Origin of the sequence: Demequina sp. TMPB413 (assembly GCF_020447105.2) — a bacterium.
Lineage (GTDB): Bacteria > Actinomycetota > Actinomycetes > Actinomycetales > Demequinaceae > Demequina.
The window spans coordinates 1,356,905-1,370,404 of the sequence record NZ_CP096184.1; the positions used below are offsets into that span (position 1 = coordinate 1,356,905).

Annotated in this window: 15 protein-coding genes; 1 reads left to right on the forward strand and 14 read right to left on the reverse strand. The window is 65.4% G+C overall.

Features of this window, described 5'->3' with window-relative positions:
• Positions 1-53: 53 nt before the first annotated feature.
• Genes LGT36_RS06570 through hflX form a run of 3 tightly spaced genes read right to left on the reverse strand, consistent with a single transcriptional unit; the run spans position 54 to position 3,810 of the window.
• The gene (locus LGT36_RS06570) at positions 54-323 is read right to left on the reverse strand and encodes a hypothetical protein (protein ID WP_226264681.1); all 270 of its coding nucleotides are present in this window, start codon (positions 321-323) and stop codon (positions 54-56) included.
• Positions 320-2,314: an ATP-dependent DNA helicase gene (locus LGT36_RS06575; protein ID WP_226096633.1), complete on the reverse strand. Its 1,995-nt coding sequence runs from the start codon at positions 2,312-2,314 to the stop codon at positions 320-322. The genes LGT36_RS06570 and LGT36_RS06575 overlap by 4 nt, the downstream gene beginning before the upstream one ends.
• Complete coding sequence (hflX, locus tag LGT36_RS06580) at positions 2,311-3,810, reverse strand: GTPase HflX (RefSeq protein WP_226096632.1); 1,500 nt, start codon at positions 3,808-3,810, stop codon at positions 2,311-2,313. Before hflX ends, LGT36_RS06575 begins: the two co-directional genes overlap by 4 nt.
• A gap of 51 nt (positions 3,811-3,861) precedes the next feature.
• On the opposite strand from hflX, the gene LGT36_RS06585 reads away from it, so the two are divergent.
• Entirely contained in the window at positions 3,862-4,497 is a 636-nt protein-coding gene (locus LGT36_RS06585; RefSeq protein WP_226096631.1) for a class I SAM-dependent methyltransferase, read from the forward strand.
• Between the two features lie 124 nt (positions 4,498-4,621).
• On the opposite strand, the gene LGT36_RS06590 is transcribed toward LGT36_RS06585, so the two are convergent.
• The 11 genes from LGT36_RS06590 to pgsA form a co-directional block, all read right to left on the reverse strand.
• Positions 4,622-4,831 (reverse strand): hypothetical protein, encoded by a 210-nt coding sequence (locus LGT36_RS06590; protein WP_226096630.1) that lies wholly within the window; start codon positions 4,829-4,831, stop codon positions 4,622-4,624.
• Between the two features lie 68 nt (positions 4,832-4,899).
• A complete protein-coding gene (gene dapF / locus LGT36_RS06595) occupies positions 4,900-5,778 on the reverse strand; it encodes a diaminopimelate epimerase (RefSeq protein WP_226096629.1) in 879 nt (292 codons plus the stop codon).
• Positions 5,779-6,010: 232 nt separating this feature from the next.
• Complete coding sequence (miaA, locus tag LGT36_RS06600; protein ID WP_226096628.1) at positions 6,011-6,961, reverse strand: tRNA (adenosine(37)-N6)-dimethylallyltransferase MiaA; 951 nt, start codon at positions 6,959-6,961, stop codon at positions 6,011-6,013.
• A complete protein-coding gene (gene miaB / locus LGT36_RS06605; RefSeq protein ID WP_226096627.1) occupies positions 6,958-8,448 on the reverse strand; it encodes a tRNA (N6-isopentenyl adenosine(37)-C2)-methylthiotransferase MiaB in 1,491 nt (496 codons plus the stop codon). The genes miaA and miaB overlap by 4 nt, the downstream gene beginning before the upstream one ends.
• Positions 8,449-8,453: 5 nt before the next feature.
• Positions 8,454-9,917: a ribonuclease Y gene (gene rny / locus LGT36_RS06610; RefSeq protein ID WP_226096626.1), complete on the reverse strand. Its 1,464-nt coding sequence runs from the start codon at positions 9,915-9,917 to the stop codon at positions 8,454-8,456.
• Between the two features lie 11 nt (positions 9,918-9,928).
• On the reverse strand, positions 9,929-10,444 hold the full coding sequence (locus LGT36_RS06615; RefSeq protein ID WP_226096625.1) for a regulatory protein RecX: 516 nt from the start codon (positions 10,442-10,444) through the stop codon (positions 9,929-9,931).
• A 17-nt stretch (positions 10,445-10,461) separates the two neighbouring features.
• The gene (gene recA / locus LGT36_RS06620; protein ID WP_226096624.1) at positions 10,462-11,547 is read right to left on the reverse strand and encodes a recombinase RecA; all 1,086 of its coding nucleotides are present in this window, start codon (positions 11,545-11,547) and stop codon (positions 10,462-10,464) included.
• A 195-nt stretch (positions 11,548-11,742) separates the two neighbouring features.
• The gene (locus LGT36_RS06625) at positions 11,743-11,976 is read right to left on the reverse strand and encodes a DUF3046 domain-containing protein (protein ID WP_226096623.1); all 234 of its coding nucleotides are present in this window, start codon (positions 11,974-11,976) and stop codon (positions 11,743-11,745) included.
• A 6-nt stretch (positions 11,977-11,982) separates the two neighbouring features.
• Positions 11,983-12,309 carry a helix-turn-helix domain-containing protein gene (locus tag LGT36_RS06630; RefSeq protein WP_226096622.1) on the reverse strand — a complete coding sequence of 109 codons (327 nt, stop codon included), beginning with the start codon at positions 12,307-12,309 and terminating at the stop codon, positions 11,983-11,985.
• An 85-nt stretch (positions 12,310-12,394) separates the two neighbouring features.
• The gene (locus LGT36_RS06635) at positions 12,395-12,877 is read right to left on the reverse strand and encodes a CinA family protein (protein ID WP_226096621.1); all 483 of its coding nucleotides are present in this window, start codon (positions 12,875-12,877) and stop codon (positions 12,395-12,397) included.
• Positions 12,867-13,478 carry a CDP-diacylglycerol--glycerol-3-phosphate 3-phosphatidyltransferase gene (pgsA, locus tag LGT36_RS06640; RefSeq protein ID WP_226096620.1) on the reverse strand — a complete coding sequence of 204 codons (612 nt, stop codon included), beginning with the start codon at positions 13,476-13,478 and terminating at the stop codon, positions 12,867-12,869. Before pgsA ends, LGT36_RS06635 begins: the two co-directional genes overlap by 11 nt.
• Positions 13,479-13,500: the final 22 nt, after the last annotated feature.

Consider the following 13,500-nt stretch of genomic DNA (forward strand, 5'->3'; position numbering starts at 1 on the left):
GTCGCCGCCCGGGCCAATGCGCTGCCCGGTCCCTTCATGTCCAGGACAACGGCCTAGGAGGAGCGCCAACCGTCCTGCCAGTGGAAGGCTCCCTTGATCGCTTGGCCCATGGCCTGCATCGCGTTTGCGATCGTGGTCTGGTAGACGCGCGAGCTGTCGGTGGTGGCCGCCTCGGCCATCGCCCGGCTCGACTTCTCGAAGTGCGCGAGGTACTCGGCGAAGCGCTCGCGCTCGGCCAGTTGTCCGCGAACGAAGTCCGCTGAATCGGCCCGCGCGGCGTCGGCGTCACCCGAGTGCGCGTCGGGCGTTGTCACATCTGTCATGTCTCGACTACCTCCTGCTCAAGGGTACGAGACGCCTCGGCGTCGAGTCGACGCAAGGCCCCAAGCGCCGCCTCGCGATCCGTTGTCACCCACATGGGCGGCAGCGACCGCGTGAGAAAGCCGCGGTAGCCAGCCGTCGCGAGCCGGGGGTCCAAGACCGCCACGACCCCCCTGTCGCTCGCCGAGCGAATGAGCCGACCAGCTCCCTGCGCGAGCAGAAGCGCGGCATGAGTGGCGCTGATGGCGAGGAAGCCGTTGCCTCCCGACCGACCCACCGCCTCCGTGCGCGCCTGGGAAATGGGCTCGTCTGGGCGAGGAAAGGGGATCCTATCGATCACCACCAGGCTCGCCGTCGCGCCAGGCACGTCGACGCCCTGCCACAGCGTCGTCGATCCGAAGAGGCACGTGCGCGGGTCTTCTCTGAACTGGCGCACCAGCGTGGAAACTTGGTCATCCTTTTGGTACAGGACGGGCACGTCGAGGCGTTCTCGCATCGCCTCGGCCGCAGCCAAAGCCGCGCGATGGGAAGAGAACAGCCCCAACGTGCGCCCACCAGCGGCCTCGATGAGGGACTCTAGTTCGTCGAGCGCCTCGGGTGAGATCCCTCCCATGCCTGGGCGAGGGAGTTCGGACGCGACATACAGGATGCCTTGCGAGGCGTAGTCGAAGGGGCTACCCGCATCCAGGGTGACGGGATCGTGCACGCCTAGGTGGCGTGCGACCGTCTCAAAGCCTCCTCCGAGAGCCAGAGTGGCCGAAGTGAACACCGCCGGCTTTTCGCCCACGAGACGGTCGCCAATCACGCCCGCGACATCCAGCGGGGCCGCCAAGATGCGCTCCGGCGTAGTGGCGTCATAGTCCCCGTCGGCAGGAGCGAGCCACACGACGTAGTGGCCGGGGTCGGCCTGCAGTTCTTCGCACACGTCCATGACCTCGGTGAGCGCCGCCGACGCCATCTTGGCACCGGCACCCGCCTCCTTGGCACCACCGGAGTCTTTGGTGATCTTGGTGACAGCGCTGAGCGCCTCGCGGGCACCTGCGCGCACCAACTCGATCGCCGCAGCAAGCTCTTCCGAGGGGCCAAGACGCAGCCGTCCTACGGTCTCGCTCGCCAGTGCCGTCTCGAGCGCCCTCGCACCGGTGTCCATAGGTGCAGTGACAACACCGACGCGCCGTGCGCGCCGCCCAGCCCTGTCTATCGCGCGCACCGTGAGCTCGTGAGTCGCTGACGAGGTGATGCGGCTGACTAGCTCGTGGGCCTCGTCCACAATGAGGGCGTCGTGCTCCCCCAGGATGTCGTGGCTCGTGGCCTGGACTCCGAGCACGGCGTGATTGGTGACGACGATGTGGGCGCGTGCGGCCTCGTCGCGCGCCTTCTGCGAGAAGCATTCGGACGCCATGGGGCACTGGCTCTCGAGACACTCACGCCCCGTGACGGACACCTGAGCCCAGGCCCTTCCGCTGACTCCGGGGACGAGGTCGTCCCTGTCCCCCGTGTCGGTCTCGTCGGCCCACGCGTTGAGCCTCACCACCTCGCGACCAAGGTCCGAGGTCGGGCCCAAGGGAAGGGCGGCCTCGTCGTCGTCCCCTCCTTCGTAGCCTCCTGCCATCTTGTGCACGCATAGATAGTTGCTGCGCCCCTTGAACAAGGCTGATCGCGCACGCTCTCCCAGCACCGGCTCGAGTGCGTCGACCACGGCAGGTAGGTCCTTGGAGAACACCTGGCGCTGCAAGGCCAGCGTCGCGGTGGAGACGACGATGCGCTCACCCTCCGTGACGGCTCTTGCGACGGCAGGCACGAGGTAGGCAAGCGACTTGCCGGTACCTGTTCCCGCTTGGACCAGCAGGTGCTCGTCGCCAGCGAGGGCGGACTCCACAGCGGACGCCATCTGCTCTTGACCCTCGCGGCGTTCGCCACCCATGGTCGCTACAACGCTTGCCAAGAGGGGTGCAGCCCCCACGTCGGCCGCGACCGCCTTTGTCACCGTCACGACGCGGCCGAGGCGGCCTCGCGGATGCGTGCCGCGAGCGCGTCGGAAACGTCCGCAACCAAGTGGTAGCCGTCGCCGGCGTGATCCTCGCTGAGCACCTCGCCATCGCGATGCGCCTCGTTGACCAGATCGCCGCGCGAGTACGGCAGCGTCACATCCACGTGCACCGGCGGGCGCGGCAGCATGGCCCCGACCGTCTCGAGCAGCTCGTCGATCCCCTGACCCGTCAGCGCCGACACCTCGACGTGTGGCTCTCTGCGGCCGCGCAAGCGCAGCAGGGTCTCCTCGTCGGCGGCGTCAACCTTATTAAATACCAGGAGTTCCGCCACGTCGTGGGCGCCAGGGACGTCCGCCAAGACGGTGCGCACCGCCGTGATCTGACCCTCAGGATCGGGGTGCGAGGCATCCACGACGTGGAGCACGAGGTCCGCGTGTGTGACCTCCTCCAGCGTCGACTGGAAGGCCGCGACCAGTTGGTGTGGCAGGTCCTTCACGAAGCCGACGGTGTCCGACACGGTGATGTCGCGACCGTCTGGCGTGGTCATTCGGCGCACCGTCGGATCAAGGGTTGCGAAGAGTGCGTTCTGGACGAGCGCGCCAGCCCCTGTCAGGCGGTTGAGAAGGGAGGACTTGCCGGCGTTGGTGTAGCCGACGATGGCGACGTTTGGCATGGCCAGGCGCTTCTCGCGGCGCACGTTGCGCGCGGGCTCCATCAGTTTGATCTGGCGGCGCAATTGAGCCATCCGGGTGCGGATGCGGCGCCGGTCGAGTTCGATCTTGGTTTCACCTGGTCCGCGGGAGCCCATTCCGGCCGCCGCGCCACCCACCTGGCCGCCCGCTTGGCGGGACATCGACTCACCCCAACCTCGAAGCCTCGGCATGAGGTACTCGAGCTGCGCCAATTCCACTTGAGCCTTGCCCTCTTTTGACTTGGCGTGTTGCGCAAAGATGTCGAGGATCAGCGCGGTGCGGTCGATCACCTTGACCTTCACCACGTCCTCAAGGGCACGACGCTGGCTCGGTTGAAGTTCGTCGTTGACGATGACCGTGTCGGCACCTACTGCCTTGACCACGTCGCGCAGTTCGATTGCCTTGCCCTTGCCGATGTACGTGGCTGGATCGGGATGAGCGCGGCGTTGCAGCAACCCGTCGAGCACCTCGGAGCCCGCCGTCTCGGCGAGCGCTGCGAGCTCACGAAGCGACACTTCTGCCTCTGTGGCAGGCCCGCGCACCCACTGACCCACGAGCACGACCTTCTCCAGGAGCAACTGGCGGTACTCAACCTCGGTGATGTCCTCGAGTTCGGTGGACAGACCGGCGACGCGCCTCATCCCCTCGCGCTGCTCGCGCTCGAACTGGTCACCGTCGTAGTCGGTGCGGCCGGTTTCGCGCGCGCTCACGGCGGTCCCGGCGCGCGACAACACCCTGTCGATCACCGATTCGACAGAACTGTTCGCTTGTTGGGCCTCGAGGGGTTCGTCGTGAGGTGCATTCATGAGGTCTCTAGTGTCTCATTCGGGCGGACGCGGTGCGGGCGCGCACTACGCTTGGGCAACGTGGAGCACTACTTCTCGGCGCAACCGGCATCGGCCGACGAGCGGCGCCAGATCAGTGTGACCCTCCACGGGCGGTCTTACTCCCTTGAGACGGCTCCAGGCGTGTTCTCTCCCGCCCATGTGGACCTGGGGACGACGGTCTTGCTCGACACGGTGGACACTCCCCCAGCGGGCGAGGTGCTCGATCTTGGTTGCGGGTGGGGGCCCATCGCGCTCACGGCTGCGCTCATGGAGCCTCGCGCCAGGGTCACCGCAGTGGATGTCAACGAGCGGGCGCTCGACCTGTTGCGCCTCAATGAGGCCACGGTGCGGGCGTCTACACCGGAAATGGCCGCCGTTGAAGCCGTGACACCCGATGCGGTACCCGACACCGCGCGCTTCGATGCCATCTGGTCGAATCCCCCGATCCGCGTCGGCAAGCCCGCCCTGCACGCCCTGCTGGCGACGTGGCTTCCGCGGTTGAAGCCAGGAGGCGAGGCCTTGCTGGTGGTCCAGAAGAACCTGGGCGCCGACTCGCTCGCCCGGTGGATTACTGAGCAAACGGACGACGCTGGGTCGCGTTGGGGCGAGGTGGAGAAGGTGCGCTCGTCCAAGGGATTCAGAGTGCTGCGGTTGGTGCGAGGGTAGTTGGGCTCGCACAACGCGCCTACTAGTCCGCCCCGACGGTTAGGTGCCGCTGTCTATCGCGCCACCATCTCGCTCCTCGCGTCCCGCGAGCGACACCCTGACTATCGCGACGATTCCGACTAACTCAGCGCTCGTCCACGTTTGAGCGCCACGCGATCATCGGTTGTACTACATCGCGCCTCCAATGGACCTCGCCGTGTTCTTGCGCCGCCTCGACAAGTTCGGCGAGCCTCTGAAAGACCGACTCGGCAACAACGCCAACCCAGCGATCAGGATGGTCGGAAGCGTCGTCGCGTAGGTCCCAGAAGTTGTCCGCAAGCCCGTCTCTAGCCATGTGTCCACGCTAGTCCATCTGGGATTCCCCGTGTGGGCAAGAGCCGCTCGCGTCAGATGCACGGGTCGTTACAGCGAACGATTGACCTCGAGGGCGCCGTCGGCCACCAACACTGCTGGTCCTTCCAGAATGGTGCTGTCTTCCTTGATCCTCACGGTGACCATGCCTCCCGGAACTTCGACGTCCCAGACGCTCGGGGCTCCTGCGCCTGCCCAAGATCGCACCGCGAGCGCCACCGCGCACGCACCCGTCCCGCACGACATGGTCTCCCCCGAACCGCGCTCGTGGACCCGCATGCGCACACGGCCGTGGGGCTCGTCGCCCACCATCTCACCGCCGAGCGTCACAGCAAACTCGACGTTGGACCCATGCTCCAGTTGTGGCAGCACCGTCGGGGGCGTGGTCAGGTCGAGCGCTTCGAGCTCGTCTGGAGTGGCGAGCGCGACCACATGGTGCGGGTTACCCACATTGACGCTCAATGCAGGACGCGGCGGCGTCAGCCCACTGGCGTGCACCTCGGAGTCGAAACCGTCGGCCGCATCGCCCAGCGACCACTGCCCCATCCCGACCGCGTAGCGCCCGTTGCCCAGCGCCGTCACGGTGCGCGTGCCACCACGAGTCCCGATGGTCAGGCCGCCTCGCGCGTCCACGCCCGCTTCCCGCTCCAGAAACAGCGCAAAGACGCGCGCACCGTTGCCGCACATCTCCGACACCGTTCCGTCGGCATTCCAATAGTCCATGAACCACGTCGAGGCGTCGTAGCCCTTGCCAGCTTCCAGCCGTCCTGCACGAACGGCCCTAATCACGCCGTCGGCGCCGATGCCTGCGCGACGATTGCACAGGAAACGCACCAAATCAGGGGTGATTTCGATCTCGCCGTGCTCGTCAAAGAGCAGCACGAAGTCGTTCTGGGTGCCGTGCCCCTTAGTGAATCGCAAGGAAGCCATGGGCCCAGCGTACGCAACGGCGTGAGGGAGTCGTTCGCAACGGCGCGAGGGAGTCGTTCGCGAAGACTCCGTACCGTCCCTGACACTCGACGAGGGCTGCGCTCGGCGCGGCGGGCGCGACACGCCACCCGGAAGCCAACGCGGTGTCAGGGACGGCACGCGCGGCGACGGCCCGAGTGTGACGGTACGCGCGGCGGTGGCCGAGGTGTAAGGGTGCCCGGTGGAGCGCGAGTCAGCGCTCGACAGACGCGGCTTCCACCAAGGTGAGGGCGTCGCGGGCAGCGCGTGGCACATCCGCGGCATCGACTGGCGCCGCGACCCACTTCACGCGCGGGTCGGGACGGAACCATCGGTCCTGTTTGCGCGCCAGTCTGCGGGTATTGCGGGCAATGAGTTCTCGCGCCTGCTCCGCGTCGAACTCTCCGTCGAGGTGCGCGAGGGTTTCGGCGTAGCCAACCGCTCTGCGCGCCGTCACGCCTTCCCTCAGCCCCGCATCCACAAGCTTGCGAACCTCGTCCACGAGACCGTCAGCCCACATGCGCTCCACGCGAGCGTCAATCCGCTCGTCAAGTGCCGCGTATGGAAGCTCCAACGCAATCTGGACGGCGGGCGCCGCGTACTCATGGCGCGGAAGCGAGCTGGCGTAGTCTCCAGCCACTTCAATGATCTCGAGCGCCCTGACAATGCGCTTGGCATTGCGCGGGTGGATCTTGGCGGCGGCAGCAGCGTCCACCGCCGCGAGCTCTCGGTGAAGAATGCCGGGCCCCTCCGCCTCAGCGCGAGCCTCCAGACGCGCACGCACGTCGGGGTCGGTGCCAGGAAAGTCGAAGCGATCCAAGAGCGCCCTCAGGTACAGGCCGGAGCCGCCCACGACGATCGCGCGCAGGTCCCGCGCATGAATCGCCGCGACATCGGCCCGTGCGGACTCCTGAAAGCGCGCCACCGAGGCATCCTCGGTGACGTCGAGGGTGTCGAGTTGGTGATGCGTGACGCCGCGCCGTTCGGAAACGGGCAGCTTTGCGGTGCCGATGTCCATCCCTCGGTAGAACTGCATGGAATCGGCGTTGATGATCTCGGCGCCCGGTAGGCCTGCCCGAGTGCCTAGTAAGTGTGCGAGCTCGAGACTGACCGCTGACTTTCCCGTCGCGGTCGCGCCTACGATTGCGACGATCGGTCGGGTCACGCGGAGGGTACCCTCACCGCGGGCAAACCAAGTCCCACGGGTCCGTTCACCGCGGGCGTTCCGCACGAATCGTGTGCATGATCGGGGTTCGACCCTTCCTCCCAGGCATCACCCGCCCTGGTACGTCGCACCACATAGGCAGACGCCGCTTCTGGGCCGTCGGCGATGAGGTGGTAAGGCGCCCCATGGGACACGCGCACCGTCACCATGTCGCCGGGCCGTGGAACATCCGAGCCCTCTGGCACGCCAAAGTGAACGAGTCGGTTGCCTGGCTCGCGTCCGCTCAACCGCGAACCGTCACCCTTACCTTTGCGGCCACCTCCGTCGAGCACCATCAACTCGACTTCGCGACCCACCATGCCCTCGGCATCGCTCAGCGAGAGACGGTCCTGAAGAGCGAGCAAGCGTTCGAACCGCTCCTGCACCACGGCCTTAGGCAGCGGCTCACGGTCGAATGCAGGGGTCCCGGGACGCGGACTGTACTGGAAGGTATATGCGCTGGTAAACCGCGAAGCCTCCACAACTCGCATCGTCTCGAGGAAGTCCTCCTCTGTCTCGCCAGGGAATCCCACGATGATGTCCGTCGTGATCGATGCGTCCGGCATCGCTTCCCTGACCCTGTCGAGGATCCCCAAAAACTTGCTTGATCGATAGGAACGCCGCATGGCGCGCAGCACCGCATCGGAACCCGACTGGAGCGGCATGTGCAGACTAGGCATCACGTTGGGCGTCTCGGCCATTGCCACGATGACATCGTCGGTGAACGCCGCAGGGTGAGGTGACGTGAATCGGACCCTCTCGAGCCCGTCGATGTTGCCACAGGCTCTGAGCAGTTTCGCGAAAGCGCCGCGGTCCCCGAACTCAACCCCGTACGAGTTCACGTTCTGGCCCAGCAAGGTGACTTCAACGACTCCCTGCGCCACGAGCGCCTCGACCTCTGCCAGGATCTCGCCCGGGCGACGGTCGCGCTCTTTGCCACGCAGCGACGGGACAATGCAGAAGGTGCACGTGTTGTTGCAGCCCACCGAGATGGACACCCACGCGGACGCGTGAGAGTCCCGCCTGCTCGGCAGCGTTGACGGGAAGACCTTGAGTGACTCTTCAATCTCGACTTGAGCCGCCGCATTGTGCCGAGCGCGCTCCAACATGGCGGGGAGTACGTCGATGTTGTGAGTGCCAAAGACGACGTCAACCCAAGGTGCCTTGGTGACGATCTCGCCACGGTCCTTCTGCGCAAGGCAGCCGCCCACTGCGATCTGCATCCCGCCAGGACGCGCTGCCTTGATGGATGCGAGCTGGCCCAGATTGCCGTAGAGCTTGTTTGCCGCGTTCTCGCGCACGGCACACGTGTTGATGACCACAACGTCGGCCTCTTCTGAACCTGCAGGAGCGGCGCGATAGCCCGCACTTTCGAGCAAACCGGCCATGTGCTCAGAATCGTGCACGTTCATTTGGCAGCCGAGCGTCTTGACGACGTAGGTCCGCATTGCTGTTATGCCTGTCCGGCGACGAAGTCCGCGCGAGTCTCGCGGATCACCGTCACCTTGATCTCCCCAGCGAAGCTGAAGTCCTTCTCGATGTGCTCAGCAATGGTACGTGCTAGCGCCTTGGCTCCGTCATCATCGACGATCGCCGGCTCGACTGCGACCCGTAGTTCCCTGCCTGCCGCCATCGCATACACATGGGCCACACCCTCGTGTTCCTCCACCAGTCGCTCGAGCGATTCCATGCGCTCGACGTAGGAATCGACGTCCTCCCGTCGCGCACCAGGGCGTGACGCCGACACCGCGTCAGCAACTTGCACGATGACTGCTTCGATCGTTTCTTGGGGCACCTCGTCGTGGTGAGCCTCGATCGCGTTCACGACGTCGGCGTGCTCTCCCAACTCGCGCGCCACGCGGGCCCCAAGTTGTGCGTGCGTGCCCTCGTGGTTGCCCGTCATCGCCTTGCCGATGTCGTGGAGGAAGGCGGCTCGGCGGGCCAACGCTTCGTCGGCGCCCACAAGCTTGGCGATCTCGGCGGCCAGGTGTGCGCACTCCACCAGGTGAGCCAGGACGTTCTGGTTGTACGAGGTGCGCAGGCGCAACGCCCCAAGCAACTCAAGGATCCCTTGGGGAACCCCCACAACACCAGCCTGCTCCACCGCCTCAAGCGCAGCGTTGAGAGCCCGACGAGGGGCATCCGCTAGCGCCTTCGCATATGCCGCCTCGACGCGCTGTGGCTGGATCCGTCCATCCTCGATGAGGGCGGTGAGCGTCGCCTCGGCGACCTCCCGCCGCTCGACGTCAAATGACGACAGGTGCACTGCATTGACACCCTCATCCACGATGACATTGACGCCGGTCAGAGCCTCGAACGCCCGAATGTTGCGGCCCTCGCGTCCAATAATGCGCCCCTTCATCTCTTCTGAGGGCAGTTCAATCCGTGTGACCGCTCCTTGTGCGCTCGTCGACGCCGCTTGCCTCTGCATCGCTGAGACGAGGATCTGCTGTGCTTCTCGCTCAGCATTCTGGCGCGCGCGCTTCAGACGCCGGTGCGCCTCTTGGGCGATCTCGGACTCGGCCGCTGCTCGCACCCTCGCGATCAGTTGCTCCCGGGCGTCGTTCGCGCTGAGTCCGGCGAGGAAGGCTAGCTTCTCCTCGAAATCCGTAGCGAGCTGCTCACGCTCTCTGATCAAGCGCTTTTCGTCTCTAGCGATGACGTTGACGCGCTCTTCCAGACTTCGCGCGTACAGCTGAGCATTTCGTTGGTCTTCTGCCGCTTGCCTCTCGGTGAGCGCTACCCGTTCCTCTCGCCGCTGGGTATCTGCCAGTTGGTTTCGCGCTTCTTCGCGGATCGCCTCGGCCTCGAGGCGTGCCGACTCACGTTCCTCGTTCGCCTCTTTGCGGGCGCGATTGACGACGAGCAGCGACGCCAGCAGCAGGACGAGCGTCGCAAGGGTCACGATGGTCTGCACGACGCTCCCTCCTAGTTGCCGCCGGTCTCACTATCGGCACGTTGCAAGTCTCGCACGAGAGCAAAGGCAAGCGACGCCGCGTAACCCTTGCGGGCGAGGAAAGCCACCGTGCGCCGTACGCGCGCGTCCGGGCTCGCAGCGGAGTCCTTGTGCCAACGTTTGGCGGCCAGCTCGCGAGCCCGATCCTCTTGAACCTCGGCCGTCAAAGGCTCGAGTGCGGCTTGGATGTGTTCCTCCCCAAAGCCCTTGCGGCGCAGCTCTTGGGAAATGGCGCGCGGAGCAAGTCCTCGTTCAGCGTGCCGAGTGCGTGCGATCGTCGCCGCGAGAGACTCATCGTCGAGCAGTCCGACCTCGCGGTACCGTGCGATCACTTCGTCGGCCACGTCCGGTTCGATCTCTTTGGAGATGAGCCTCTCGCGAAGATCGGCGGAGCTGCGGGGCCCCCGGGTGAGCATGGCAAGGGCCAGCTCACGCGCGCGCTCGGCGGGAGCCGTCGTGGGGGCTTCCCGCCGAGCACGCGATGTCATGGTGTGAGAGTCTCCGCCTACAGAGCGGACTCCTCTTTGGCCAATGCGGCCTCAAGGGCCTTCGCGTCTGCCTCGACGTCGATCGCCGCCAGGTCAGCGGGAACAGGAACTCCAACGCCCAGCTTGTCCTTGACCTTCTTCTCGATCTCGTCACGAAGAGCAGGGTTGTCCTTCAGGAACTGGCGCGAGTTCTCCTTGCCCTGACCCAACTGATCACCTTCGTAGGTGTACCAAGCACCGGACTTCTTCACGAAACCGTGCTCGACGCCCATGTCGATGATCCCGCCCTCCTTCGAGATTCCAAGGCCGTACATGATGTCGAACTCGGCCTGCTTAAACGGCGGCGCCAACTTGTTCTTGACCACCTTGATGCGCGTGCGGTTGCCGACGGGCTCTGTGCCTTCCTTGAGCGTCTCGATTCGCCGTACATCGAGGCGAACGGAAGCATAGAACTTGAGAGCCTTACCGCCGGTGGTGGTCTCGGGCGAACCAAAGAAGACGCCGATCTTCTCTCGCAACTGGTTAATGAAGATGGCCGTGGTGCCCGTGTGCGAGATGGCGCCGGTGATCTTGCGTAGCGCCTGGGACATCAGGCGCGCCTGCAGACCGACGTGGCTGTCTCCCATCTCGCCTTCGATCTCGGCCTTCGGCACAAGTGCTGCCACTGAGTCGATGACCAGAATGTCAACGCCGCCGGAGCGGATCAAGATGTCAGCAATCTCAAGCGCCTGCTCACCTGTGTCCGGCTGTGACACGATCAGGTTGTCGATGTCCACGCCCAACTTCTTGGCGTACTCGGGATCAAGGGCGTGTTCGGCGTCGATGAAGGCCGCTACACCGCCAGCCGCCTGAGCATTTGCGACGGCGTGCAACGCCACCGTCGTCTTTCCGGAGGACTCAGGGCCGTAGATCTCCACGACACGACCTCGCGGGAGCCCGCCGATGCCGAGCGCGACGTCCAGAGCGATAGACCCCGTGGGGATCGTAGCGATCGCCACCCGCTCGGAGTCACCAAGGCGCATCGCCGAGCCCTTGCCGAACTGCCTATCAATCTGCCCCAGTGCGGCCTCGAGTGCCTTGGAGCGGTCCGCTGCCTGTGCCATATGACTGTCCTTCATCGCTCGTGCCGACTGTTGCCAGCTTCGGAACACCCTGACGGTGCCTTGTCCTTCACCACGACGTTACGTCCGGGGTCTGACAAGCCGCCGTCTCAACATCCCTTGCTGGGGAAAGGCGAGAAATGTGCGCCTTGGGTACGAGTCTAATCGAACGCATGTTCGATCGGTTGCGACACGCCGTTAGCGGCGGGGAGGAATGATCATCCGAGGGTCGCGGCCCGCGCGCACCGCGGCGTCAACGTCCATCTGGTCACACAGCGCATGCCATACGTCTCTAGGGGCGACGCCCCGCTCGAGCGCTTCCTGCGCCGTGAGCGAGTCAAGCGACGTGAGCGCCATCTCGCGGCACAAGGTGGGCGCATAGGACTCCCCGAACGCGGCAGCGACAGCGTCACGGAACTCGGAAAGACGCAAGCGAACCTACTGCTCGATGGAGTGCAGGAGCTCTGGAACAGTGTCGGGGATCGACGGCATCATCGGCATGCGGGAGAGCGACCGGGCGTCCATGAGGCCCTCCGCCATCTCGAAGCGTTCCGACACGTCGCGAAGAATGGCCGACATCGGCACGTCAAGGGCATCGCAAATGGACGCGAGCAGTTCGCTCGACGCTTCCTTCTGGCCGCGTTCAACCTCGCTCAAGTATCCGAGGGAGACGCGCGCCTGCGAGGAAATGTCGCGGAGCGTCTTGCCCTGCCCCAGACGGGCATCACGGAGCACATCGCCGAGTTCGTTGCGCAGGACAGGCATTCGTGCTCCTTTCATCGTGCTTGCATCGTGCATGTCTAGTCCAACGCAGACTACCGCAGGGGTGTTCCCGCCAACGCACGGGAATTCAGCGGTGTGGCAACCTCGACACCATTTTCTCGAGATGCATCAGCGCCACGCCCACTGTGGCATGGCGGACTTCGTCCCTGTCGCCGTCAAGGTGGACGGTGATGACGCGTTCGCCCTGGGGCCCCACCACCGCGACGACGACGGTACCGGGAGGCTTTCCTCCATGCGGTTCTGGCCCCGCGGCTCCCGTCGTCGCCACGGCGATATCGGCGCCCGTCTGCCGACGCGCTCCACGGGCCATGGAGGCCGCCACTGCTTGGCTCACGGGACCCTCGGTTTCAAGGAGCCTTCTGCTCACGCCTAGAAGATGGTGCTTAGCGTCGAGGTCATAGGTGATGATGCCTCCCTTGACTACTCCCGATGCTCCTGGCGCTTCGATGAGCGCAGAACACACGAGGCCGCCCGTGAGGGACTCGGCGGTCGCAAGCGTCACCCCTGCGTCACGCGCAAGAGCGACCGCTCGGGCCGCTTCAGCCCACATGTCCGCTCGGGTCGACGGTGTCGGCGATGACTGGGCTTTGCACCGTCGGCTTCGCACCATGCCGCCTGGCCACGCCGAAGATGCGCCACCCGTAATCCAGCCCGGTGACCACGGCAGCGACCACGGAGATGAGCAAGAGCCACCAGCCGAGGGTGTCGACCCAGGCAAACGGCGTCGGAAGCAGCAGGAAGAAGATTGCCGCTACCTGAAGCGCTGTCTTGGCCTTGCCACCGAACGAGGCGGGGATGACGACATCGCGAGCGACGGCCAGTCTCCCCAGCGTCACTCCAATTTCCCTGATGGCGATGATGATGAGCGGCCACCACGGGGTCTCGTGGTTGACCGCGAGGAAGCCAAGAGCTGCAAGGACGAGTGCCTTGTCGGCGAGCGGATCGGCCAACTTGCCAAAGGCAGTGACGGCCTGCCAGCGTCTCGCAAGGTACCCATCAAGCGCGTCGGTCGCGGCGGCGAAGACAAAGATCCCCCACCCGAGCCAGCGCCAGCCAGCCTCGGCGTCGCCTGCCTGCACCAGGCATGCGAGCATCACCGGCACCGCGATGAGCCGCAGCACGGTGAGCAGATTTGGGACCTCTCGCACCACGTCTCAACACTAGCGGTGGCTA

Excerpts from the sequence above, each read along its gene's own strand:
- recA (WP_226096624.1), bottom strand. The coding sequence starts at position 11,547 with ATGGCACAGGCAGCGGACCGCTCCAAGGCACTCGAGGCCGCACTGGGG.
- miaB (WP_226096627.1), bottom strand. The coding sequence starts at position 8,448 with ATGCGGACCTACGTCGTCAAGACGCTCGGCTGCCAAATGAACGTGCAC.
- LGT36_RS06615 (WP_226096625.1), bottom strand. The coding sequence starts at position 10,444 with ATGACATCGCGTGCTCGGCGGGAAGCCCCCACGACGGCTCCCGCCGAG.
- hflX (WP_226096632.1), bottom strand. The coding sequence starts at position 3,810 with ATGAATGCACCTCACGACGAACCCCTCGAGGCCCAACAAGCGAACAGT.
- LGT36_RS06570 (WP_226264681.1), bottom strand. The coding sequence starts at position 323 with ATGACAGATGTGACAACGCCCGACGCGCACTCGGGTGACGCCGACGCC.
- LGT36_RS06590 (WP_226096630.1), bottom strand. The coding sequence starts at position 4,831 with ATGGCTAGAGACGGGCTTGCGGACAACTTCTGGGACCTACGCGACGAC.
- dapF (WP_226096629.1), bottom strand. The coding sequence starts at position 5,778 with ATGGCTTCCTTGCGATTCACTAAGGGGCACGGCACCCAGAACGACTTC.
- LGT36_RS06630 (WP_226096622.1), bottom strand. The coding sequence starts at position 12,309 with ATGCCTGTCCTGCGCAACGAACTCGGCGATGTGCTCCGTGATGCCCGT.
- LGT36_RS06635 (WP_226096621.1), bottom strand. The coding sequence starts at position 12,877 with ATGTGGGCTGAAGCGGCCCGAGCGGTCGCTCTTGCGCGTGACGCAGGG.